General features: G+C 41.0%; 18 protein-coding genes. 9 read left to right on the top strand and 9 right to left on the bottom strand.

Annotation, left to right across the window (positions count from 1 at the left end):
* The first annotated feature begins 15 nt into the window (after positions 1–15).
* Both QL898_RS04860 and QL898_RS04865 read left to right on the top strand, forming a co-directional pair.
* Positions 16–1,581 (top strand): AAA family ATPase, encoded by a 1,566-nt coding sequence (locus tag QL898_RS04860; protein WP_290175995.1) that lies wholly within the window; start codon positions 16–18, stop codon positions 1,579–1,581.
* A complete protein-coding gene (locus QL898_RS04865) occupies positions 1,581–2,675 on the top strand; it encodes a hypothetical protein (protein ID WP_290175996.1) in 1,095 nt (364 codons plus the stop codon). Before QL898_RS04860 ends, QL898_RS04865 begins: the two co-directional genes overlap by 1 nt.
* A gap of 84 nt (positions 2,676–2,759) precedes the next feature.
* Here the strand turns inward: QL898_RS04865 and tkt are convergent, their stop codons facing one another.
* Both tkt and serS read right to left on the bottom strand, forming a co-directional pair.
* Positions 2,760–4,757, bottom strand: coding sequence for a transketolase (gene tkt / locus QL898_RS04870; RefSeq protein WP_290175997.1), 1,998 nt, complete (start codon positions 4,755–4,757; stop codon positions 2,760–2,762).
* A gap of 295 nt (positions 4,758–5,052) precedes the next feature.
* Complete coding sequence (gene serS, locus QL898_RS04875; RefSeq protein ID WP_290175998.1) at positions 5,053–6,339, bottom strand: serine--tRNA ligase; 1,287 nt, start codon at positions 6,337–6,339, stop codon at positions 5,053–5,055.
* Between the two features lie 498 nt (positions 6,340–6,837).
* On the opposite strand from serS, the gene QL898_RS04880 reads away from it, so the two are divergent.
* Positions 6,838–7,497 (top strand): YcxB family protein, encoded by a 660-nt coding sequence (locus QL898_RS04880; RefSeq protein WP_101206317.1) that lies wholly within the window; start codon positions 6,838–6,840, stop codon positions 7,495–7,497.
* Positions 7,498–7,760: 263 nt separating this feature from the next.
* Positions 7,761–8,246, top strand: a complete 486-nt coding sequence (locus QL898_RS04885; protein WP_160022561.1) for a Dps family protein — start codon at positions 7,761–7,763, stop codon at positions 8,244–8,246.
* A 118-nt stretch (positions 8,247–8,364) separates the two neighbouring features.
* On the opposite strand, the gene QL898_RS04890 is transcribed toward QL898_RS04885, so the two are convergent.
* The 3 genes from QL898_RS04890 to QL898_RS04900 all read right to left on the bottom strand — a co-directional run bounded on the left by QL898_RS04890 (position 8,365) and on the right by QL898_RS04900 (position 11,410).
* The gene (locus QL898_RS04890; RefSeq protein WP_160022559.1) at positions 8,365–9,069 is read right to left on the bottom strand and encodes a DUF2057 family protein; all 705 of its coding nucleotides are present in this window, start codon (positions 9,067–9,069) and stop codon (positions 8,365–8,367) included.
* Between the two features lie 102 nt (positions 9,070–9,171).
* Entirely contained in the window at positions 9,172–9,975 is an 804-nt protein-coding gene (hda, locus tag QL898_RS04895; RefSeq protein ID WP_102093670.1) for a DnaA regulatory inactivator Hda, read from the bottom strand.
* 328 nt (positions 9,976–10,303) lie between these two features.
* Positions 10,304–11,410, bottom strand: a complete 1,107-nt coding sequence (locus QL898_RS04900; RefSeq protein WP_191114044.1) for an AI-2E family transporter — start codon at positions 11,408–11,410, stop codon at positions 10,304–10,306.
* Positions 11,411–11,927: 517 nt separating this feature from the next.
* Between QL898_RS04900 and purM the strand changes: the two genes are divergently transcribed.
* Both purM and purN read left to right on the top strand, forming a co-directional pair.
* Complete coding sequence (gene purM, locus QL898_RS04905) at positions 11,928–12,989, top strand: phosphoribosylformylglycinamidine cyclo-ligase (protein ID WP_290175999.1); 1,062 nt, start codon at positions 11,928–11,930, stop codon at positions 12,987–12,989.
* A complete protein-coding gene (gene purN / locus QL898_RS04910; RefSeq protein ID WP_290176000.1) occupies positions 12,989–13,681 on the top strand; it encodes a phosphoribosylglycinamide formyltransferase in 693 nt (230 codons plus the stop codon). Before purM ends, purN begins: the two co-directional genes overlap by 1 nt.
* Positions 13,682–13,843: 162 nt before the next feature.
* Here the strand turns inward: purN and QL898_RS04915 are convergent, their stop codons facing one another.
* Together QL898_RS04915 and QL898_RS04920 are read right to left on the bottom strand one after the other, a co-directional pair.
* Positions 13,844–15,217, bottom strand: a complete 1,374-nt coding sequence (locus QL898_RS04915; protein WP_290176001.1) for an NAD-dependent succinate-semialdehyde dehydrogenase — start codon at positions 15,215–15,217, stop codon at positions 13,844–13,846.
* Between the two features lie 402 nt (positions 15,218–15,619).
* A complete protein-coding gene (locus QL898_RS04920; RefSeq protein WP_057761159.1) occupies positions 15,620–16,609 on the bottom strand; it encodes a LysR family transcriptional regulator in 990 nt (329 codons plus the stop codon).
* A gap of 698 nt (positions 16,610–17,307) precedes the next feature.
* Between QL898_RS04920 and QL898_RS04925 the strand changes: the two genes are divergently transcribed.
* Together QL898_RS04925 and QL898_RS04930 are read left to right on the top strand one after the other, a co-directional pair.
* Entirely contained in the window at positions 17,308–18,894 is a 1,587-nt protein-coding gene (locus tag QL898_RS04925; protein ID WP_101206309.1) for an isocitrate lyase, read from the top strand.
* A 153-nt stretch (positions 18,895–19,047) separates the two neighbouring features.
* Positions 19,048–20,640: a CYTH and CHAD domain-containing protein gene (locus QL898_RS04930; RefSeq protein WP_290176002.1), complete on the top strand. Its 1,593-nt coding sequence runs from the start codon at positions 19,048–19,050 to the stop codon at positions 20,638–20,640.
* Positions 20,641–20,791: 151 nt separating this feature from the next.
* Here QL898_RS04930 and QL898_RS04935 read toward each other — a convergent pair whose 3' ends face one another.
* Positions 20,792–21,307 (bottom strand): L,D-transpeptidase, encoded by a 516-nt coding sequence (locus tag QL898_RS04935; protein WP_290176003.1) that lies wholly within the window; start codon positions 21,305–21,307, stop codon positions 20,792–20,794.
* A 140-nt stretch (positions 21,308–21,447) separates the two neighbouring features.
* On the opposite strand from QL898_RS04935, the gene QL898_RS04940 reads away from it, so the two are divergent.
* Positions 21,448–22,716 (top strand): hypothetical protein, encoded by a 1,269-nt coding sequence (locus QL898_RS04940; protein WP_290176004.1) that lies wholly within the window; start codon positions 21,448–21,450, stop codon positions 22,714–22,716.
* Between the two features lie 145 nt (positions 22,717–22,861).
* Here the strand turns inward: QL898_RS04940 and QL898_RS04945 are convergent, their stop codons facing one another.
* The gene (locus QL898_RS04945; protein ID WP_057761167.1) at positions 22,862–24,100 is read right to left on the bottom strand and encodes an argininosuccinate synthase; all 1,239 of its coding nucleotides are present in this window, start codon (positions 24,098–24,100) and stop codon (positions 22,862–22,864) included.
* Positions 24,101–24,359: the final 259 nt, after the last annotated feature.

Here is a 24,359-nt window from a genome sequence, read left to right on the forward strand (position 1 = left end):
TATTGAGACAACAGAATGTTACAGTCAATTAGGCTTAGAAATTTACGGAGTTTTGCAGACGATGACCATTCACCCTATGTAGATTTAAAGCCTTTAACTGTCTTAATAGGGAAAAATAGTAGTGGTAAAAGCTCTTTTTTACGTAGCTTACCTTTATTAAGACAATCCGTAGAAGCAAATACTACTGGACCTATATTATGGTATAGCTCTTATGTAGATTTTGGTGCTTTCTCAGAAGCAAAGAAGTTTGACAGCAAAAAGAATATTATTTATTTTGATTTTAAGTTTGATCTTAAAATTCCAGATTATTTGAGCCATACATATCCATTTGATTGGCCAAGAACTAGAAAAATAAGTTCTGAATACATACTTATAACGGTAAAAGTTGGAGTAACTGAAACTAATAAAAAGACAGTGGCAAAAGAGTTAATTTTAAATATACATGATAGTGAATACAAATTTATTTTTAAAGAAAACCAAAAATGCGACTTATTTATAGATGATAATTTACAAGAGCTATCTGAAGAATTAAGATTTATAACTATGAATCATTTTTTACCTTTAATCATTACTGCATCAAATAAATCTGAACATCGTTTTGCTGAAGATAATCTAAATGGAATGTACAGATATTTTTCTGAAAAGTTATATATAGAATTAAAAAAGTATTTTCAAGGAAACACAAGCGCATCTACAATTAAAAACGGCATTGCTCGAATTGGAGTAAATGAACGTAGCGAAATTAAAGACGTATTAGAAAAAGTTTTCAAAGGTAATAAAACTTTTATAAGAAATTTAGAAAAAAAAGAAAGTATCATTTGTGAGACTGTGTATGGATTAACTTTATCTGCAAATATAAGCAGCTTATTATCCACTTTAAACCAAGAGATGGAAAGAACCTTTAGTAATGTTAAATATATAGCTCCTCTTCGCGCTACAGCAGAAAGATATTATAGACATCAAGACTTACAGGTCAAAGAAATAGATCATACTGGTTCCAATTTAGCTATGTTACTAAGGTCTTTTTCTACTAAAGAAAATGAGAGATTTGCTCAGTGGACAAGTGAAAATTTTGGCTTTAAAGTTCGAGTAGAAGAATTAGGACTTCATTATGCCCTACAAATTCAAACAGAAGACGATCCCAAAGAATATAATATAAATGATATGGGTTTTGGTTTTTCTCAAATCCTACCTATTGTTGCATCAATTTGGATGGAAACTTCAAAACCTAAAAACGGATCTAGAATACGTAATATAAGTATTATATTTGCAATTGAACAGCCTGAGCTACATTTGCATCCTGAATATCAAGCCAAGTTAGCTAAAATGTTTGTATTAGTAATAAATGCAGCAAAAGAAAAAAACATATCACTTAAAATTATATTTGAGACTCATAGTAACACTATGATAGATACTTTAGGCGATTGCATTGAAGATGGAGATTTAGAAGCTCAAGATGTCAATATCGTTCTTTTTGCGAAGGAGTTTAATAGTAGTACTACAAATATAAAATTTTCTCATTTTAATAATGATGGGTTTTTAGAAGAATGGCCGATTGGCTTTTTTTCAGGACGAAGATAATGCTATTCAAAATTGAGAACTGCTCCCCTAACATATACCTTAATCATTTAGATAAACTAAGAGCACTGGAAAACCTAATTCATACAAATGGCCTAAGAAAAAACATAGTTTTTCTTGATAGAAACACTATTAGTGATGTTAAATATTCCGATATTTATAGTGCTTCTACCAAAAATTTTGTTATAGACATTGAAAAGCAAAGGCGAGAATATGGTGCTATTGTAGAGAAGTTAGCTGTTTACAGCATAGTTGATTTCGATTTTAAAGGAGTGCAATGTATTCGTAAAATTGATCAGTGGATTATAAGAATAGGTTATGATTTCTTTTGCGACCCTGAGAATATTAGTCCAGTTAATCTTGTGACCGAAGGTAAATTAGATTTTGATTTTTATTCCTTAATAGCTAAGTATTACGCTAAGTATCTTTCATCAACTAATCTAGAAGTTAACTTCAAATTTAACAATGGTGGTGGTAGTCAGTCAAAGCCTATTTTTGATAATTTAGTTAGTGAAGGTAAAATCGTATTATGTATTACTGATAATGATAAATCCCATCCAAATAAGGGTGAAGGCTCTACTTCGTCAGTTTTTACAATTTCAGATAGAAGTTATAACGGCAAAAGTTTAGCCCATGTTATTGATGTCCGAGAAATTGAAAGTTTGATACCATTGAAAGCAATTGAAAACACCCTTTCAAGTAATGATCAAGTAGATACATTTGAAGAAATAAAATCTTTAAATACATATTATCCTCAGTTTAGACAATATTTTGATCATAAAGAAGGTTTGAATTTAGAAAATGTGATTAACATTGATAATGATCATGGCAACTTCTGGTTGCCTGCTCTATCAAATATTAGCCGTTTTTCTAATAGAGAATGTTTCAAGGATAGTGCATGCTATAGCTGCAATAGTTGTCCTAAAATGATAGGGTTCGGAGATAATATGCTCAAGCGAGTTGTAGCCGATCTGAGCAAATCAAATTTAAGAAGGTTACAAATTGAGCCGGAAGTTATATCGCATTGGAGAAATATTGGAGAACTCATGATGGCTTGGGGCTGCGTTCCAGTTTCTTCTATTTCGAGAGCTTCATAACATATTATCAAGTAAGTTAACATACAAAAAAAAAGCCGCCAGATTTCTCTGATGGCTCTTTCTTAAACACTAACTAAGTCTTAATTACACCAAACTATTTACCGCTTCGACCACAGCGTCAGTCGTGATACCAAACTCTTTATATAAATCGCTAGCAGGAGCAGATTCGCCATAAGTGGTCATACCAATGACTTTGCCATCTAGACCAACGAACTTATACCAGTAATCTACATGCGCCGCTTCTACTGCGACGCGAGCACGGATATTGGTAGGCAATACCGCTTCGCGATAGCTAGCATCTTGCTCAACGAAAATTTCAGCACATGGCATAGACACCACACGGACGCCAACACCATTTGCGCTCAACGCCTCATACGCTTCCATCGCTAGGCCAACTTCTGAACCAGTAGCGATGATGATAGCCTGTAGCTCGCCTTGCTCTTTTGCCAGTACATAACCGCCTTTGGTGATGTTCGCTACTTGCTCGCTATCACGTGCTTGATGTGGCAAGCTCTGACGGCTAAAGATCAATGCTGATGGGTTGTTTTCTGATTTGATTGCTTCTACCCAAGCGCTTGCAGATTCGGTAGCATCACAAGGACGCCATGTACGTAGGTTTGGCGTGGTACGTAGGCTAGTCAATTGCTCAACTGGCTGGTGCGTTGGGCCATCTTCACCCAGACCGATAGAGTCATGCGTATAGACATGGATGACGCGCTGCTTCATGAGTGCGCCCATACGTACTGCGTTACGTGCGTATTCCATAAACATCAGGAAGGTCGCTACGTAAGGGATAAAGCCGCCATGCAATGCAATACCATTGGCAATCGCAGTCATACCAAACTCGCGCACGCCGTAATAGATATAGTTACCGTCAGCATCTTTTTCGATGCCTTTAGCACCTTTAAATAGCGTAAGGTTTGAGCCAGCTAGATCGGCTGAACCGCCCAATAATTCTGGCAATAATGGCTGCAAGCTATTGATTGCATTTTGACTGGCTTTACGGCTAGCAACATCCCCACCCGCTTCTTGCGTTTGCTGAATATAGGCTTGCGCTTGACTAGCAAAATCAGCAGGCAACTCGCCATTGAGACGGCGTGACAATTCTGCTGCAAGCTCTGGATAGGCTTTTTTATACGCTTCAAAGTCTGCATCCCAGTTCTTTTGCTGGACGTCGCCTTTGGCTTTAGCATCCCATGCTTCATAGATTTCGTCATCTAATTCAAATGGGGCGTGTTTCCAAGATAGAGCATCACGGGTCAAGGCGATTTCGTCATCACCAAGTGGAGCACCATGACTGGCCGCTAGACCTTGTTTGTTCGGGCTACCAGCACCGATCGTGGTTTTGCAAATGATTAGACTTGGCTTAGCAGTCTCTGCAATCGCTTGCTCAGTTGCTTGCGTGATTGCATCAGTATCATGGCCATCGACTTTGATCACTTGCCAGCCGTAAGACTCAAAACGCGCTTGCGTATCATCAGTGAACCAACCTTCGACATTACCGTCGATTGAGATGCCATTGTCATCATAGAAGAATACCAATTTGCCAAGAGCTAGTGTGCCAGCTAATGAGCAAACTTCATGACTGATACCTTCCATCAAGCAGCCATCGCCCAAGAACGCATAAGTATGATGATCGACGACGTTATGACCGTCGCGGTTGAACTGTGCGGCTAAAGTTTTTTCTGCAATCGCAAAACCAACCGCATTAGCAATACCTTGTCCTAGTGGACCAGTCGTCGTTTCTACACCAGGCGTGTAACCAAGTTCAGGGTGACCTGGGGTTTTTGAATGCAGCTGACGGAAACCTTTTAGGTCATCAACGCTAACATCATAGCCTGATAAGTGTAGCAATGAATAAATAAGCATCGAGCCATGACCGTTTGACAGTACAAAGCGATCACGGTTGTGCCAATTAGGATCTGCTGGATTGTGCTTCAAAAATTTGCGCCACAAAACTTCGGCAATATCAGCCATGCCCATTGGCGCACCCGGATGTCCAGAGTTGGCTTTTTGAACCGCGTCAAACGACAGTACACGGATGGCATTGGCTAGTTTACGTTCGCTAATTGGAGCTGGCATAGAGTGTCCTAATATTCGAATGAGTAGTATGAAGATAAGAGGAGAGTTTACTCAGAGGATAATCCATCAAAAACGCGACAGGCGTCCTCAATGGATAGGCTATAAAATAAAAATGCAATATTAACATATTTGCTATGAGCCTAGCCAAAAATGCGGTGACAAGACCGTTTATATTTAGCAATGACTCACATCAGTTTTGTTAAACGATAAACACTAACGGACTTTGATTTAAGTCATAAATAACAAGCTGCGAGTGACCTAAGTGACAGGCAGCTCATTACTTATAGTCAATTTATTAAACTGAAATAGTCTCAGCACCGCCCATAAACGGACGTAATACTTCTGGAATCGTGATGCTACCATCAGCGTTTTGATGATTTTCCATCACTGCTAGTAGCGTACGACCCACGGCCAAACCTGAACCGTTCAAAGTATGAGCCAAGCTAGTTTGTTTACCATCTTTGACACGCGTACCCATACGGCGCGCTTGGAAATCCCCACAGTTAGAGCAGCTAGATATTTCACGATAGGTATCTTGGCTTGGCAACCATACTTCGATGTCATAGGTCTTTTGTGCGGCAAAACCCATATCGCCCGTACATAGTTGTACCGTGCGGTATGGCAAGTTCAACTGCTGCAAGATATATTCAGCCTGCCCTGTCATCGCTTCTAATAGGTCATCAGACTGATCGCTAGTACCGACATTGACCATTTCAACTTTTTCAAACTGATGCTGACGAATCAAGCCGCGAGTATCACGCCCGTGTGAGCCAGCTTCACTACGGAAACATGGTGTATGCGCCGTGAATTTTAATGGAAGCTCTTTAATATCCAAACGCTCGCCGCGTACCAAATTGGTCATTGGCACTTCAGCGGTTGGAATAAGGTAAAAATCCATCTCATCATTATTCGTGTGATTGCTCAGCTTAAACAAATCATCTTCAAACTTAGGCAGCTGACCCGTACCTTTTAAGCTATCACTATTGACGATATAAGGCACATAGGTCTCAAGATAGCCGTACTTCATAGTATGCGTATTCAACATAAATTGAATTAGTGCACGATGCAATTGCGCCAATTGTCCTTTAAGCACGTTAAAACGGCTACCAGTTAACTTAGTCGCTGCTTCAAAGTCCAGCATACCAAGTGTCTCACCGATATGTGTATGATCTTGAATCTCAAAATCAAACGTACGCGGCGTGCCCCACTTACGTACTTCTACGTTATCATCTTCTGACGTACCGACTGGTACATCCGCCGCCGGAATATTTGGAATTTGCAAGGCCGCTTGAGTGATGCGCTCCTGCAGAGTACGTAGCTCGTCTTCAGCAGCTTTAATTTCACCGCTAACGCTTTGCATTTCAGCCAATAGCTCACTGGCATCTTCGCCTGATTTTTTTAGGGCACCTACTTGCTTAGCACCAGCGTTGCGGCGCGATTGCAACTCTTCGGTTTTGATTTGTAGAGACTTACGCTCGTTTTCAATCGTCTGCCAGAACTCCATATCAAGCTCATAACCACGGGTGGCTAGCTGCTGCTGTAGGTCGATTAAATCGCCGCGTAAGAGTTTCGGATCAATCATAGTAGTTGCCTGTAACACTAAAGGTGAGTAAAAGGTTTAAAAGTATTATTAATAGAGTAATTGCCTAGCCTATCGCTATCATGGTCTTTGTGACAACTGGCTATGACGTTATGTTTTATATCAACATATCTTGTAGTCGCTATAATACCAAGACACGGCAGATTTGACCATGTTTTGGATATCTTTGGCTACTTTTCCCTGTTTTTGGCTGACTCTCACTAGCTTTTGTTCATTATGCTAATCGCTTATCACAAGTTATTATGTTTTTAATTGCTCACTTTTGCTTTCGTCTGGTCTTAATAAGCTGAGTATAGAGCGTGAACTACGTCATTAATATGACATCTATCCGTGAACAGTCTTGCTTATATGTTTCATTTAGGAGTACTTTTCGGTAAGATAAGCGCATACCTTTATTCACTTCTAGCCAAGTACAGCATCGCTGCTTCGCTTTGGCAGTTTTAATCCAACGCTTTTAATATAAGTATTTGAGAAACCTTTATGGCCCTGTACCCCTACACGCTCCAACCTGTTGCCTTAAACCTAACTGAGGCTGAATTTCACCAAGCACAGTATGAACTGTTTGCCAGTGCCAGCCCTTCTTTTGGTTTATCAAGCTTTAAGACCAAAGAGTGGATCATCATGGCAGTGGTTGTGGTACTTGCTATTGCAGGACTTATCTTTGTGACAGGCTATTCAACCATTATATTTTGGTTAATGCTGGTTGGTGTGGTGATTTATCTATTGGCGCGTACTTTAGGTTTTAAATGGTACGTAAAAAGAGAGTTTGACAAACAAGTCGCTGACCAAGAGATGCCAGATGAAATGCGCCAGATGAAGTTAGGTGTGCAAAAGCATGGTCTAGTCATGGCGATGCCAAGCAACCAGCCTGATATGATGAAAAACTCGCAAATGCGCGGTATGCAAATGCGTGCAGGTGCGACTCAGCAAGCAGTTATTCCTTGGACCTCTATCAAGAGTTGGGATGAGACTGATGACTATATCTTTATGATGTTTGAGCTAAAAGGTCAGCAAGGTAGCCAAATCGTACCGAAACGCTTGCAAGCACAGAAGTTTCCTATCGATACGATACGTCAACATTTACAAGAAGTGGTTCCCGTTAAAGGCTTAAACCCTGAAAACTTGCAGCCACCAGCGTAAATGTAATTAGGTCTCTCTATCGTTTAGAAAAACAGTAGAGAGACTTAGTTTTAGTTTTATAAAACCAATCGTAAAATTGTATTTATTAAATTTAACTTATTAATAATAGTTTGCTATTATTATAAACATTGAAGGAAGAGATAGAGTCTATATTGATAGATACAGATTAAAACTAAAGTATTTTTCTCTGCATTTTAATTCATTAGACCCTTTCTTCTTTATTTATTATTGTATAACCACACTCACACTATAAGGACAATACTATGAGTAATTCTAATAATGCTACTAACCAGATCGGTCTAGAAAAAGCAGACATGAGCGAGGTCATCGCCAAGTTAAACAATCTACTATCAACATATCACGTGTTTTATTTAAACGTACGTGGCTATCACTGGAATGTAAAAGGCGAGCATTTCTTTACTTTGCATCCGCAATTTGAAGAGTTATATACGTCACTACAACTCCAAATCGATGAAATTGCTGAGCGTATCTTGACCTTGGGTGGTACACCACTTCACGCTTATAGCGATTTTACGCAGCATACTAGCATCAGTGAAGACAAAAATGTCAAAGATGGTACAAGCTGCGTCAAAGGTGTGGTCACTGGCTTACAAGCGTTAATTGCAGAACAGCGTCAAGTATCAGCCCTGGCAGAAGAGAGCGAAGACCAAGGTTCAGCTGACCTAGTTGATGCTTATGTACAAGAGCAAGAAAAACTGGTATGGATGTATAACGCGTTTTTGGGTTAAGAATCATTAGATTTTACTAGGCTAAATTTTAATAAGCCTAATGATCGTCAAATTCTAAACAATAAAAAAGCACCTAATTAGGTGCTTTTTTATTGTCTATCTTTTATAGGATATTCATTTATTTTTCGATCCATTGACGCATTTTTTCACGTTCAGCAGGTGTGGCTTGTAGCCATACTTGCATAAACGTATCTAACGTACTGGTAGAAGTATTTACGCTAGATGCTTGCTTAACAGTGGTCGTGCCAGTATTGACGTTGCTAGTAGTATTTACTACGGGTTGATCTAAAGAGGCAATAGCACGTTGATTCTGTAGCTCTGCATCACCTGCACCGCCGAACACGCCGCCCAATGCCTTACCAATACCTGAGAATATGCCGCCTTGGTTACCGACCATACTTTGCTGACTAGCAATGACCGTATTATTCTGTTGCACAGCGAGTGTTGGCTGCTTGGCATAGTCTTTAGCAGCTTCATATGCTTCTGGTTGATTAGGCATAGTCAAACGATATGTTTGATTGTCGGCCAATTGTGCCGTCACACTGACATTACCTGAACGCAAATAGTCGTGCTGATCACGAGGCAAGTTATATAGACGGTCATACTTAGCAGTAATAGCGTGTTGTCCAGGCTGTAACGTAAATGTTTTCTGCAGCGGCTGAAAAGCGCTCTGCTGAATTTCCTGCCCATTAATAGCAGTTACTTTGATATGGTCATCAACCTGTAGGGTCACTGCTGCCTGTGACAACATAGAGACCGAGGCAGCACCTACCAATAACGTACCTATCGTTAATTTTTTTAGCAAAGAAGCATTCGATTTCATAAGTTATTCCATTAATAGTAAAAGCGAGTTGGACAAAAGATTCGTATTCTTACGGCTATTCATTTTTTGCTGATAAAAGTCTTACTGCTAAGAGTCTTGCTGCTAAAAATCAAGTGGCATCGTATGTTGGTCTTGATCAGGCGTGTCATTATCCACTTGTGTCTCTTGAGCGATATCCGCCAGTTCCGCGGCAAGCGTCTGCTCATCGATGGTACGCAAAGCATCACTTATGACCGCTTTTGAGATATTACTGCGACCAAGGTTAGAAAACATTGGTTGAATATAATTAAGTACTTCCATCATCGCACCGATACGATGCGGTCCATCAGTTAGTAAGTGATCAATAATTCGATCGTCAAACTGCCATCCACGTCGACGCAAAATAGACTGTAATAATGCTTGTCTGTCTGCCAAATCATGACCAGTAGGTACTTTAAAGGTCGGTGCTTGTGCCAAGCGCGTCATTAAATCCCTTAACTGGAATGGTAAGTCGTCGGCTGGTTTATTAGCGGCAAACAATAACTGGCGTTGCCCTTCTCGGCTACGATTGATCAAGTGAAATAAAGCTTCTTGCCACTGACTGCTTTGTTCAAGCACTTCCAAATCATCAATGGCGATAAGATCAAAGTTTTCTAAAGATGATAGTACGTGGACATCTGTATGAATCAGCTCATTAAGGGACAAACAGATAGCCGATTTGTCCATCTCAATAAATGACTCGCAAATAGCAGACAACAAATGGGACTTACCTGTAGCAGGGCTACCAAACAGATATAGTTGACCGATCAGGCCGACATGTAACTGCCGTACTGCATCAATAATCGACATCCAACCGGGACCGGCAAAGTCGCTGAGACTTGCATCATGCTTAATGTCCAGATTGAGACTTAGCTGTGCTTCTGCCATGAATCATCAACTCGTGTTGCGTAGTGCAATGGAAAAATACAATAAAAGGGACAGGTTACGTTGAGCTGTATTCATTACTGTCAATACTAGCCGATACAGCTGTAAGTAATGGCTCTATAGTCTTTGCAAAAATAGGTCAGTCACTTTGTCGAAAACAACGTTAGCAAAACTGGTACCAAAACGGTTGATACTATCAACACTGCGCCTATATATAACATATTTACAAAATGACTGACAAGTCTTTTACCCATTAAGCCTTATCAATCATTGCGTTCATACCCTAATATTACATATCAATCTTTATCTAGTGTATTCAATAATAAGATAATTATCTTTTTTCAAACAGTGCCAGTTGTTTACGACCTTTATAAAAGTCAGTGGTTCGATAATAGCTGTATAAATGGCGGAACAGGACGTTTAAGACAGCGGACACTGGTAAGGCGATTAACATACCGACAAAACCTAATAGACTGGCACCTGCCAATACAGCAAATATGACCCATAACGGAGATAGACCAATCTTATCACCTAACAGCAATGGTTGTAGGATATAGCCTTCTGCAGCTTGTCCAATCAAGAACGCACCTACGACCAATGACAAATACGTCCAGTCCAATCCGAACTGAAATAGGCAGGCGATAATAGCCGCGATAAAACCAATACCGAATCCTAAGTAAGGCACAAAACTGGCAATGCCTGCTACCATACCAATGATAAGCCCAAGCTCTAGCCCAATGAGCTGTAACTGTACAGCATAAATAGCGCCTAGCAACACCATTACCAGCAATTGACCTTTGATAAATGCCATCAATGCCAGATCACACTCTTTAGCTATTTCAGTCACTTTTTGACAATAAGCACCTGGTATCGCCATCTTCCAGTTATGCAAACGCTGATCCCAATTAAATAGGAAGTAAAAGGTCAAAATAGGTACCAATACAATAAGACCTGCGTTATTGATGAAGTTCATACTTGAGGTCAGTATTTGGCTCATCATGGTGCTAGCATCAGCGAACTTATAGTTCGTTTGCATATAATCGACAAGAGTATCGGAAAACTCTTTAGACTCTAGTTCAGGCAGTTTGATACGAGTATTACTATTGAACCACTCTCGTACGACTTGGTTGTACCAATTAAATATCTTTGGCAAATAATCCCAAGCCGCTTGCAGCTGATGCCACAATGTCGGTACCAACCACCATAATAATAACGCCATCCCCAAGGTAATCGTCGAGTAGACAATAATAATCGCGACCCAACGTTTGATATATTTTGATAGGCGCTTGACTAGAGGATTAAATAGGTAAGCCAACATAAAGGCAAAAACAAAAGGCACGATGACGGGCATCATTAAATACAAGAGAAACACAGCCACAACTAACGCCACGACAATAAATAAACGCCGAAAAAAAGGATCTATTGGTTGGTTCATCATGGCAAGTAATCCTATAGTTAAACGAGGTTAAAAAAGTAACAGGTTTAAAAAAGTGACAGGGAGTCAGTGATAGCGACTTCTAAATGGTATAACTATAGCCATCACGATGTTTCACTAGGCAAATTGCTTTCTTTTCTCATTAGCTTTAGCTAGCTAAACTGAGACGTATCAACGTTCCTAAAAAGCCTGATTCTTAATAAATTTATGTTTATTAGTTTTTATTCTGTCAATCACATTTGGACTTGTATTAAGGCCATTATTGACAATAAATTTAGCGTTCTATTATCGCAGAGTACAACAAAAAATCAGTCATTTTTTGTTTCTTAACCGCTTATTTGGCACTTAATGCAAATCTTAGTCAAATATTGGCAAGTTGCTTTGCGAGTACGGTCTGTTTTTGGGTATAATGCGCGCACTGTCTTTAAACTTTGCTTTTGAACTTTATAACGCTGATTTTTGCGTGCTCAATTACTTTACCTTCTAATTCCAATTATCTATCCCCAACTGTGAGATGACTATGAGTGACAAGCCTTCTTTAAGCTACAAAGATGCCGGTGTTGATATCGATGCAGGCGATGCTTTGGTTCAGCGAATCAAGTCCGTTGCCAAAGCCACTACTCGTCCTGAAGTCGTGGGTGGACTTGGCGGTTTTGGTGCGTTGTGCCGTATCCCGACAGGTTATACTTCGCCATTATTGGTTTCTGGCACTGATGGCGTCGGCACCAAACTAAAATTGGCGCTACAGCTGAACCGTCATGACACGATTGGTATTGATTTGGTCGCGATGTGCGTCAATGATCTATTGGTTTGCGGCGCAGAGCCACTATTCTTCTTAGACTATTATGCAACTGGTAAGCTGGATGTCGATGTAGCGGCGACTGTCGTGACTGGTATTGGTGATGGTTGTAAATTAGCTAACTGTGCGCTTATCGGCGGTGAAACTGCTGAAATGCCAGGCATGTATCAAGATGACGATTACGATCTAGCTGGTTTTTGTGTAGGCGTGGTTGAAGAAGCAGAAGTCGTCACTGGTGAAAATGTCGCAGAAGGTGATGTACTGATTGCACTTGCCTCAAGTGGCGCGCACTCAAATGGCTATTCATTGGTTCGTAAAGTCATCGAAGTTAGCGGTGTGGATGTTACGAGTAGCGACGAGCAACTAGACGGTCAGCCTATTCAAGACGCTTTAATGGCTCCTACCCGTATCTATGTAAAAGCAATCAAAGCATTACAAGACTCGCTTGGCAGCTCAGCTTTACATGCGATGTCACACATCACAGGTGGTGGTCTAACGGACAACCTGCCACGTGTACTACCTGATAATCTAGCGGCTAGCATCGATACTAATAGCTGGCAGTTCTCAGAGCTATTCACTTGGCTACAGACCCAAGGTAATATCGCGCAGAGCGAAATGTACCGTACCTTTAACTGCGGCGTTGGTTTTGTCATCGTTGTGCCAAAAGACAAAGCAGATGCTGCTATTCAGACTTTAACTGATGCAGGCGAGACAGCTTGGCAACTAGGTGAAATGGTCAAACGCAGCACTGATGATCAGGCGGATGCAGTGGTGTACCGTTAATGTCAGTTGATAACGCAAGCCAGCCTATCAAACCATTGCGTATTGCTGTTCTAGTCTCAGGAAGTGGTAGCAACCTGCAAGTGTTAATCAATGCAATGCAAGCAGGTGCGCTACCGATTGAAATCGTTGGTGTCATTAGTAACCGTGAAGATGCTTATGCATTGATACGTGCTAAAGATGCCAATATTCCAGTTGCGGTATTGTCACACGTTGCTAGTGGTAAACGTATGGGTATCAAGACGTTTGAAACCCATGCCAACGAGCAGCTAATAGCATGGCAACCTGATTTGATCGTCTTAGCTGGGTTTATGCGTGTATTAAGTGGCTCATTTATCGATAATGTACCAGCGCCCATGATTAACCTTCACCCTTCTCTACTTCCGGTTTATAAGGGTTTAGATACTCACAAACGAGTCATACAAGCGGGTGAACGTCGTCACGGTTGTAGTATTCATAAAGTGACAGCGGAGCTTGATGCAGGTCAGGTATTGACTCAAGCTGTATTAGATGTCGATATCAACGACACCGCAGAGAGCTTACAGTCACGGGTACAGAAACTTGAACATCAGTTGCTACCTTGGACGATTTTACTACTAGCAAAAAATGTATTGTCACTTGAAGCAAATAATACATCATCGCAAACACAAACTTATTTACCTAAGTTGCCTTTGCAATTGCTTATAGATGGATAGAAATCTCAGCTTATTAAACTGCTTTTAATAATGCTTTATATAGCTCAATAAAAAGCCCAGCTACTCATTACGAGCAACTGGGCTTTTTTATTTAATAACTATTTGTTATTTACTATTACTTAAAATCGTAAATAGTTATCTATTTAGCTAATTCGTTCATTCTTAGAATACATGAACCGCTTTAATGTTGACAAACTCTTTGATACCGAAGCCGCCATGCTCACGGCCATAGCCTGAGTTTTTCACGCCACCAAATGGCAGTGCAGGATTGGCAAGACCATAACCATTAATATAGACCATACCCGTATCGAATTGCTCACGTGCTAGACGAACAGCTTTCTCTTCGTCTTTTGAGAAAATCGCGCCACCTAGACCATAACGACTGTCGTTAGCGATGCGCATTGCGTCGTCGTCATCTTTGGCACGAATCAATGAAGCGACGGGGCCAAATAGTTCGTCATCGTATGCAGGCTGACCTTTTTCAACGTTCTCTAGGATAGTTGCTGGATAGAAGCTACCTTTACCTTCAGGTACCTTACCGCCAACAGCAATCGTTGCACCTTTAGCCACACTTTGCTCTACTTGCTCATGTAGCTGCTCACGTAGATCTGCACGTGCTAATGGACCGATATCTGAGCTATCATCCATTGGGTCACCCGCTTTAGTACCTTCAAATTTCTCAACGATACGCTTACGGAATTCGTCATATACGCTATCGACTACGATAAAGCGTTTGGCTGCTACACAAGTTTCACCGTTATTAATTAAACGTGCTTGAGTACAAGTTTCTACTGCAGTTTCAATATCTGCATCTTCTAATACGATAAATGCATCGTTTGAACCTAGCTCTAATACCGCTTTCTTAATTGCTTTCGCTGCTTGCTGTCCAACGATTACACCTGCTTTGTCACTACCTGTTAGTGTCACACCGCGTACTTTGTCGTTGCCAATCAATGCTTCTGACTGGTCATGATCAATGATAATCGTACGGAACAAATCACTTGGTAATTCAGATTCGTGGAGAATTTTTTCAATTAATAAACCAGAGCCTGTTACGTTAGATGCGTGTTTTAGTAAAACACTATTACCTGCCATCAAGTTTGCGATGGTATAGCGGAATACTTGATACGCTGGGAAGTTCCAAGGCTGCATGCCATAGATAATACCGATAGGTTGGTACGTCACTAGCCCTTTCTTCATGCTTTCGATATCGCGTACATCATCAGCCAAAGAAGCGACGCCATTTTCAGCAGTGTAATCACAGATGGCTTTACAAAGATCAATCTCTTGCATGCTTTGGCTATATAACTTACCGCGCTCTTCAGTCATCAGTTTAGCCAGCTCTTCTTTATATTCCATCAGCTTATCACCGATAGATTTGATGATACGTCCGCGTTCTTCGTGGCTCACTGTACGCCATTCTAAAAATGCGTTATGTGAGGCATCGACAATCTTGTTGACTTCGTCATTGCTCATATAATTGTAGTTACTGATTTCTTCGCCCGTAGTTGGGTTAATAGTAGTAATGTTTGACATAGTTACTGTCCTTATTATTCAAATTTATATTTGGGATTTATAATCGGGTTTATTGCCACTTGTAGTTATTTTACTGTGACAGTTTTAATTATTAAATTTACGTCGATAGCACAATCTATTGGTAGCTCGTTTTCTATCTGCCGTTATCTTAACAAGCTATTTGATGAAGAGTTTTACAATATATTGTGAAGTGTGTTGAAGATGTTAATAGTGTGACTGACTTATTAAGTATAACTAAATATCATATACTAAATATTAAACACTAGAACACAAAAAACCAGCCTAGTGGCTGGTCTAATAACTATATAGAGTGGGAGCTAAAGAAAAATATTCTTACTAAAAGTTCAGACTATCAAAAATACTCTGCTCTAATAAAAGATAGATTCAACTCACACAAACCAATCAAAACAAATGATTAATAACCGGTATCTCTTGTGGTGGATTTTCTTCTTCAGCAACGACTTGTCGTGCCACATGCATAATTAACTGACGTAACCAGCGATGGGCTGGGTGATGCTGCAACAAAGGAGACCATGCCATTGTAAGCTCAAACTCAGGAATAAAAAACGGCGGATCTTCCATCATAATACTGTCGTTATTTGCCTGCATTCTTGCCACACGCGTGGGCAAAGTCGCTATCAAATCTTTATTTGCTGCAAGCATAGCAGGCATTTGATAATGCCGAGTAAAGACACTGATTTGGCGTTTTTGACCAAGGCGCTGTAGGGCCTGATCGATAGATCCTAGTCCACCAGATTTTTCTGGATTGACCCCAAAACCCACACCCATCCCTGTTTTAGATACCCAAACGTGCTGTGCTTTAAGGTAGTTTTTCAGATTAAAACGATTGGCATAAGGACTGTCAGAAGATAATAGGCAGCTAAAAGTATCGCGCCATACTAGAACTTGATGGAAGCTTTGAGGTATCTCGTTAAAACGGTTAATCGCTAAATCAACTCGTCCCTGCTCCATATCTCGATAAGAGACGTCTGATGGAGTCAAAAAGTCCAAAATCACATTGGGTGCTTCAGAACGTAGTGCTTTTACTAGCTTAGGTACTAGGGTCGCTTCGGCATAATCCGATGTCATGATACGGAACACACGAGAAGTACTATAAGGGCGGAATTCAGTACGTGGCTCCAACACCTGAGTCAAGTCAGCGAGTATCTCGCGGATACGCGGCTGTAGCTCAAGAGCGCGTTCAGTCGGCGTCATGCCCTCAGATGAGCGTACCAATAATGGATCATTAAACAGCTTACGCAAACGGCGCAAGATATTACTCATAGCAGGCTGAGTAATCCCAAGCTGCTCGGCTGCGCGAGTAACGTTTTTTTCTCGTAGCAACACATCTAGATGGACTAATAAATTTAAATCAACCCGCTGCAAATTCATATTTGGTTCTCTTGGCTTTTGAGTAAACGCCATATTAAGGCTGGCATTTGTAGTGCTGCTACGATGATTTGTGCGCTGTAACAGCATAACTTTATTATTTTTTACTAATTTGGTTCTAGTTTTTTCTGATAGATGTGCATTCTAACTCATTCAACCTATCGTAAGACCCTGTTATATAAACATTATATCATACAGAAATACCAAAGATAACTATCATAAATTAGATAAATCTTGGTAAGGTGGTTATAGTGAGTTCTATAAAGGATTTGCAGCATAGACGACGAACTTTAGGTTCATAAGCTGTTTTCATCCAATTAAATATTGTTGCTAAGTAATATATTAATGGTTTTTATCAGTCGTTAAATACGGTTAATTGACCTCATTATTGTAACATCTCTTGCTACCAATTATGACATCACTGGCTATTAAGTATTCAGATACCTTTTAGATATATAGTGAGAATCGATAAATATTTATAAACCAGCAATTATTTTCAACTGTTGAGTGCAGCAAATTTCTTGTAATAGCGTAGCGGTTTGTTTAGGGTAAATAGAGCTTCGATAGATAAACGATAGACCAAATTTTGAATGTTACTTTTTAGCACAAAGGTTTTAGTAAAGCGGATTTTAGTAAAACGACAGACCCATTATTTTAACAATTAACTTATTTGTTTTTACACCCCACCAAGGAGACTATAGATGTCAACTGCATATAAATCAGCGATCGACTTAGTACGTGAATTAAAGCAAAAGCACGGCAACTGGCAGAACATTAGCGAAGTTGATGCTGCACGTATGATGTCACAAAACCGTTTTAAAACGGGTTTGGATATCGCAAAATATACTGCAAAAATCATGCGTCAAGACATGGAAGATTATGACAATGATACGTCTCAGTACACGCAGTCTTTAGGTGCATGGCATGGTTTTGTTGCACAGCAAACTATGTACGCTAAGAAAAAATATTTCGGTACGACTTCTAAAACTTACATCTACCTTTCAGGTTGGATGGTAGCTGCCCTACGCTCTGAGTTTGGTCCACTACCTGACCAATCTATGCATGAAAAAACGTCAGTACCTAAGCTAATCGAAGAAATCTACACCTTCTTGCGTCAAGCAGATGCTAAAGTGTTGAACGACTACTTCCGTGAGCTAAACGCTGCTGAAGAAGCTGGCCAAGACACTTCAGCTATCTTAGAAAAAATCGAAAACTTTGATTCACATGTTGTGCCAATCATCGCTGATATCGATGCAGGTTTCGGCAACGAAGAAGCCACTTACCTATTGACTAAGCAAATGATCGAAGCTGGTGCTTGTGCCATTCAGGTTGAAAACCAAGTATCTGACGCTAAGCAATGTGGTCACCAGGCTGGTAAAGTAACTGTACCGCATGAAGACTTCATCTCTAAGCTAAACGCTATCCGTTATGCATTCCTAGAGCTTGGTGTTGAAGACGGCGTTATCGTTGCTCGTACTGATTCTGAAGGCGCATCACTAACGCAAAAAATTCCAGTATCAAATGAGCCAGGCGACCTTGCTTCTAAATACATCGATTTCATCGAAATGGAAGAAGTAACGTTAGAAAATGCTCAAGAAAATGACAGCCTACTTAAGCACAACGGCAAACTAGTACGCCCAGTTCGTCTACCTAACGGTCTATATCAGTTCCGTGAAGAGACTAACATTGACCGTGTTGTACTTGACTGTGTAACTGCTCTAGAAAACGGCGCTGACCTACTATGGATCGAAACACCGACTCCAGACGTAGAACACATCAAAATGATGGTTGACCGTATCAAAGAGCAACAGCCTAAAGCCAAGCTTGTATACAACAACAGCCCATCATTCAACTGGACGCTTAACTTCCGTAAGCAAGTTATCGCTCAGTGGGAAGAAGAAGGCAAAGACATCTCTGCATACAATAAAGATGACTTGATGAGTGCTGATTACGACGGTACTGAGCTTGATGCAGCAGCTGACGTAGCCGCTAAGAACTTCCAACGTGATGCGTCACGTGAAGCTGGTGTATTCCATCACTTAATCACGCTACCGACTTACCACACGACTGCTCTTAGCGTTCATGAACTTGCTAAAGGCTACTTCGGTGAAGAAGGCATGCTTGCTTATGCAGCTGGCGTACAGCGTAAAGAAATCCGCGAAGGCATCTCTTGTGTTAAGCACCAAGCAATGGCTGGTTCGGACCTTGGCGATGACCACAAAGAAATCTTCTCAGGCGATAACGCTCTGAAAGCTGGCGGCGGCAAGAACACGATGAACCAGTTCTAATAACCGACACACTAGCAGTATTTATCAAAAAACCGCCCTACATCATGTAGGGTGGTTTTTTATTGCGGTTTAAATAATCAGAGAATGGTAGACTAATAATTGTTTATCACAACTACCGATCAGAGCCATCAGTCAGAATTATTAGGAGCTAATATGCAAGAGATAGAGCTGAAGTTTTTGGTACCAGAGTCACGACTGAAGGGATTAATGCGTCAAACGCACGTTAAATCCTCACAAGTGACACAACTGGCTGCACACTATTACGATACGCCTGACCAACAGCTTGCACAGGCAGGTATCGGCCTGCGTATTCGCAAAGAAGGCGATACATGGGTTCAAACCATTAAAGCTGGTGGTGATGGTATCGCGGCACGCTTGGAGCACAATGCCGTACTCGGTAATGAGCAAGTACAAACGATGCTCGATAATAGTGAGTTGATGCCTGATTTAACAATATATGAGGACACTCCAATCGCTGCAGCATTGGCTGACTTTAAACTTAAAAAGTTAGCGAAAAATCTGACACGACTTTATGTGACTGATGTCGAGCGCACTACGCGGTTGCTAACAGAAAGTAATGAGAATGAAACCGATAACTGTATCGAAATGGCTTACGATCAGGGAGAAATCATCCATGGTACTGATGACTCGCTACGCAAAGCTATTCAAGAGATAGAGTTTGAACTGGTGTCAGGAGATTTAGATTTCCTATTTACGACTGCCAAAACATGGTGCAAGCGCTATAAGCTGTGTCTATCTACCGTGACCAAAGCTGAGAACGGTGGCTTACTTATTAATGGACAAAAACACAGCCCAGCGGTCAACGCAAACCTAAGTCAATTGCAAATAGACAAAGACAGCAGTGCACCTGCTTTTATACGTGTAGTCGTACATAATTGCTTATTGCAGATACTACCAAATAGCAGTGCTATCGTCGCTGGCAGTATAGATGACGATCATATTCTACAGTTGCGGATCGGTATTGATCGCTTGCGTACTGCGTTGAAAGCATTTGCTGACTTCTCTGATGAAATTAACCCTGAATGGTTGCCGATACTAAAGCAAACTGCAACCTTGCTTAGCGATTACTATCAACTTGCTTATATCAATGCACAGATCGAACCTGAGCTACAAGCATGTGGCGCGCCTGCCGTCGACTGGACAACAGATATCGAAAATATCAAAATCACACCTATTAATACGCTGCAAGCCAATGACTTTCAGATAACCTTGCTAGAGCTGATTGCCTTTACTATGAGCGACCCCAGCATTGAACCTCAGACTGATCAGCTTGCCTGCGATAAGCTAACGAAAGTCCTTTCTAAACAATATAAAAAATGTCTTAAAACTAATAAACAAGCTGACGAAGTAAGTGTTACCGAGCTTGTGAGCAATGACGTAGATCTAGATGTAAACACAGACATTGCTGATAATGACCAACCTGAAAGCGAGCTGCTTGATCAGTTAAGAGATTTGCGTTACATCAGTGAATTTTCTACGCCCTTACTAAGTAAGAAAAAAGCTAAGAAGAAAACCAAACGTTGGCTAAAACGGCTGATAAAAGCGCAAAAAGCGTTAGAACAACTGAACGATAATAATCAATATCAGCAGTTCTATGAATTAAAATCAACAACAGATGCTAATGCTTTATATGGTGCGGGTTGGTTTACAGCTATACTGACTGATGACCAAAGTCATATTGATGCACGTTTAGCAAAATTTGCGGACAGCTCAACGTTTTGGTAGAAGTAGGAATATTATGTTTATGACGGATACTACTTTCATAAAGTAAAACCACTCCATAAAAAAGACAGCTTGTTATATAACCAGCTGTCTTTTTTTATTGTGTTGAAATAATTTCTGTCAGCGCCATGGCTAAATTTGTGTGCAACACGACCTAGTCAGCCACAATCGTAACGGGCGTACCCTCCTCCACTTGCTCAAATAACTCGACAATATCTTTATTACGCATACGGATACAGCCATGTGATAGCGGAATACTCATTGGTTCAGTATCTGGTGTACCGTGAATATAAATATAGCGCTCATAAGTATCGCAGCCACCTTGGCCATTACTACCTTTGTTTAACCCTTCTTCAAGACCGCTTAACCAAAGAATACGGCTCAATATCCAGTCACGCTTAGGATGTAGCTCACCAAGATTGGCATCATATGTCTCACCTGTCGGCACACGCCCGACAAATACCGCATTCATACGCTCACTACCACCTATTTTTTGTTCAATGACATGCCTACCGAGCGGCGTGCAACCACTATCCTGCTGACTACCAATTCCATTCTTTGCAGTGGAGACTACGTATCTCGCAACCTCAGTCTGCTGCTGGTACATCGTTAATGTTTGCTCAGCGATATTAATCACGAGTTGTTTATCAAGCGTCTTATTATTGGTCATAAATGCTTCCGACTATCAGTCATTCATCAGATTACTATTAAGGTTATTAGCAAAATGATTGAAAATTTCTATTATCAAGGGATTGTATCAAGACATTTGGCACCGTAATATAGGGGCACACTTTTTGATGCTAGCAGATTATGACGACTATTTCACCGACACGTGTGTCGATGTATGATTTTTTATATCATGATACCCAGCCTATGCTGTCACTTTTGGCCGATGCTGCACAGCTCTCTCTACCACAAGCTCGCTTAGGGATGGATGCCAGTCTACAAGCCATCGTAAGTGCGCTGCTCGCCTATCAGCAGCGTCATCAGGGACAAGCAGTCAGCAAGAAGCTGTTTAGTCGTAGTGCTGTCAAAGAGTTACGTCAGTATAACTCAATGAACTTTGCCACCATTAGCGCCACACTCTACCATCGTCACGATGCAGCAGATGCTGTATTTAGCGATAATGCCCGTGTCATAAAGGCAAGCGAACATATCGCTGAGAAGATTGATGCAACGATGCAGCAGGCTCAAACTCTACTCACCTCATTGTGCGTGATTGTGCTGCGTGAATTGGCTATTCTGACAGAATACAGTCAACTAGACAGTGATGAGATCAATAAATGGTTTGCGCTACAACCACAGTTTTTATCAGCAGCCCGATTTAGCCCAGAGCACACGCATACCTCATCTGCTGAGACAGAAAGCAATAGTGACCTGCCTGAATCAACTACTGAAGCTGTTGAAGCGATAGAGAACAACTCAGAGAATAATGCGGAGCGTACGTTATTAAATGCTGCTCAGTTATCAAGCACTCCACCTTCTTTTGATCCTTACTGGTATGAGCTGAGCGGATTCAAACCTGAAAACTATGAACCTGTGCAAGACATGCAAATGGCAACAGGCAATTACTTAAAAGCCATTGGGCGTTCACCTGACAATCTACAGCAGGGTCGTCACAACGATATGCTGGTATTTACGGAGATGCATGCCGTTGCCTTACCACATCAACGTTGGTTGTTACAGTTGGCCAAAATCTCAGATATCTATCTCAGCCGAAATCGACTGCGCGTTAATTCTGAACCAGCCAATCCGCCTAAACCGCCTTTAGTAAGTTTGGGATTAATCGGCGGCAATAATGACAATACACCGACCACCACTAGTGAAAAGCCCATCGAGTATGAAGCTTCTACACCACTATGGAAGAATCCTGTCATTCTTATCATCATACTTGTCGTTAGTGTCCTTGGTGCGCTCGCTACCTTAAAATACCAATCGCAAAAGTCTGACGGTGCGATTCTGGCAACTGAAGAAGTATTAGAACAAGATGCCATTGATGAGCGTCAACAGCAAGATGTGGCCATTGTAATGGTAGACGAAGATGAATCTAACGTTGTAGAGACAGAAAAATCTGAGTAAAGCCTTTTACTTTTGAAATAGCTATCCTCAAAGCAACCGTTTTAGCAATCATTTATTAGCCATAAAAAAAGAGACCCTATCAATATAGAGTCTCTTTTTTGTTGTGCGATCTAAGTTACGAATTGACTATAAGTAGCCTAAAAACTTACTTAGATAAATCGCGACCACGGCTAGCTTCGATAGCTAAACGTAGGCCATTTAGACGGATAAAGCCTTCTGCGTCTTTTTGATCATAAGCGCCCGCATCATCTTCGAAAGTAGCGATTTTTTCATCAAACAATGAATCGTCAGATTTACGACCGACGACGCTCACGCTACCTTTATACAGTTTTACACGTACAGTACCGTTGACGTATTCTTGTGATTTGTCAATCAATGCTTGTAGCATCATACGTTCAGGGCTGAACCAATAGCCATTGTAGATGATTTTTGCGTAGCGTGGCATTAGCTCATCTTTTAGATGGGCAGCTTCACGATCAAGCGTTAGCGACTCGATACCGCGATGCGCTTTTAGCATAATCGTGCCCGCTGGCGTCTCGTAGCAACCACGTGATTTCATACCGACGTAACGGTTTTCAACGATATCTAAACGGCCGATACCATGTTTGCCGCCGATTTCGTTCAGCTTAATCATGACTTCATAAGGCTTCAGCGCTTCGCCATCGATAGCAACGATGTCGCCTTTTTCGTATTCTAGTTCTAGATACTGTGCTTCATCAGGTGCTTCTTCTGGGCTGACAGACCAGCGCCACATATCATCTTCTGCTTCAGTATACGGTTCTTCTAGGACACCGCCTTCATAAGAGATATGCAGTAAGTTTGCATCCATTGAGTAAGGAGATTTTTTCTTGTTGCCCGCATAATCAATGGCGATATCATGCTCTTCAGCATATTTCATCAAGCTTTCACGGCTTGATAGATCCCACTCGCGCCAAGGAGCAATGGTGACTACGTCTGGTGACAAAGCGACTGCACCTAGCTCAAAACGAACTTGGTCATTGCCTTTACCAGTCGCACCATGGCTGATAGCATCGGCGTTATGCTCTTTAGCAATCTCAACCAAGCGCTTGGCAATCAATGGACGAGCAATAGACGTACCTAGCAAGTACTCACCTTCGTAAATGGCGTTAGCACGGAACATAGGGAATACATAATCACGAGCGAACTCTTCGCGCAAATCTTCGATATGAATATGCTTGATACCCATTGCTTGAGCTTTGGCTCGTGCTGGCTCAACTTCTTCGCCTTGACCGATATCAGCGGTAAAGGTGATTACTTCCGCATCATAAGTTTCTTGTAGCCATTTAGCGATGATTGAGGTATCAAGACCACCTGAATAAGCCAAGACGATTTTATTGATATTTTTTGGATCAAGTTGAGCCATGAATAACTCCCATTATGAAATATAGTTTTAGAAAAGGCGACGATCAAATCGAAAGCAAGTCGAACGATAATTACCTGCTCAGTGTACATCATATTTACTATGGGCAAAAGTCTAACTGCCATAAGGCGTGCGCTTTTGGCGTAAATTTTAAAGCACTTGGAGCATGTCCTCAAATTATGCACAGATATTTCGCCGTATATTTAGTCAACTGGGCAAATCTGTTATGATAGACCCACAGTATTACTCCCTTTTGTTTCCT

Source organism: Psychrobacter sp. APC 3279, from assembly GCF_030407795.1.
Lineage (GTDB): Bacteria > Pseudomonadota > Gammaproteobacteria > Pseudomonadales > Moraxellaceae > Psychrobacter.

What these genes read in the sequence shown, in the direction of transcription:
- QL898_RS04860 (WP_290175995.1), top strand. Translation starts at nt 16, where the DNA reads ATGTTACAGTCAATTAGGCTTAGAAATTTACGGAGTTTTGCAGACGAT.
- QL898_RS04865 (WP_290175996.1), top strand. Translation starts at nt 1,581, where the DNA reads ATGCTATTCAAAATTGAGAACTGCTCCCCTAACATATACCTTAATCAT.
- tkt (WP_290175997.1), bottom strand. Translation starts at nt 4,757, where the DNA reads ATGCCAGCTCCAATTAGCGAACGTAAACTAGCCAATGCCATCCGTGTA.
- serS (WP_290175998.1), bottom strand. Translation starts at nt 6,339, where the DNA reads ATGATTGATCCGAAACTCTTACGCGGCGATTTAATCGACCTACAGCAG.
- QL898_RS04880 (WP_101206317.1), top strand. Translation starts at nt 6,838, where the DNA reads ATGGCCCTGTACCCCTACACGCTCCAACCTGTTGCCTTAAACCTAACT.
- QL898_RS04885 (WP_160022561.1), top strand. Translation starts at nt 7,761, where the DNA reads ATGAGTAATTCTAATAATGCTACTAACCAGATCGGTCTAGAAAAAGCA.
- QL898_RS04890 (WP_160022559.1), bottom strand. Translation starts at nt 9,069, where the DNA reads ATGAAATCGAATGCTTCTTTGCTAAAAAAATTAACGATAGGTACGTTA.
- hda (WP_102093670.1), bottom strand. Translation starts at nt 9,975, where the DNA reads ATGGCAGAAGCACAGCTAAGTCTCAATCTGGACATTAAGCATGATGCA.
- QL898_RS04900 (WP_191114044.1), bottom strand. Translation starts at nt 11,410, where the DNA reads ATGATGAACCAACCAATAGATCCTTTTTTTCGGCGTTTATTTATTGTC.
- purM (WP_290175999.1), top strand. Translation starts at nt 11,928, where the DNA reads ATGAGTGACAAGCCTTCTTTAAGCTACAAAGATGCCGGTGTTGATATC.
- purN (WP_290176000.1), top strand. Translation starts at nt 12,989, where the DNA reads ATGTCAGTTGATAACGCAAGCCAGCCTATCAAACCATTGCGTATTGCT.
- QL898_RS04915 (WP_290176001.1), bottom strand. Translation starts at nt 15,217, where the DNA reads ATGTCAAACATTACTACTATTAACCCAACTACGGGCGAAGAAATCAGT.
- QL898_RS04920 (WP_057761159.1), bottom strand. Translation starts at nt 16,609, where the DNA reads ATGAATTTGCAGCGGGTTGATTTAAATTTATTAGTCCATCTAGATGTG.
- QL898_RS04925 (WP_101206309.1), top strand. Translation starts at nt 17,308, where the DNA reads ATGTCAACTGCATATAAATCAGCGATCGACTTAGTACGTGAATTAAAG.
- QL898_RS04930 (WP_290176002.1), top strand. Translation starts at nt 19,048, where the DNA reads ATGCAAGAGATAGAGCTGAAGTTTTTGGTACCAGAGTCACGACTGAAG.
- QL898_RS04935 (WP_290176003.1), bottom strand. Translation starts at nt 21,307, where the DNA reads ATGACCAATAATAAGACGCTTGATAAACAACTCGTGATTAATATCGCT.
- QL898_RS04940 (WP_290176004.1), top strand. Translation starts at nt 21,448, where the DNA reads ATGACGACTATTTCACCGACACGTGTGTCGATGTATGATTTTTTATAT.
- QL898_RS04945 (WP_057761167.1), bottom strand. Translation starts at nt 24,100, where the DNA reads ATGGCTCAACTTGATCCAAAAAATATCAATAAAATCGTCTTGGCTTAT.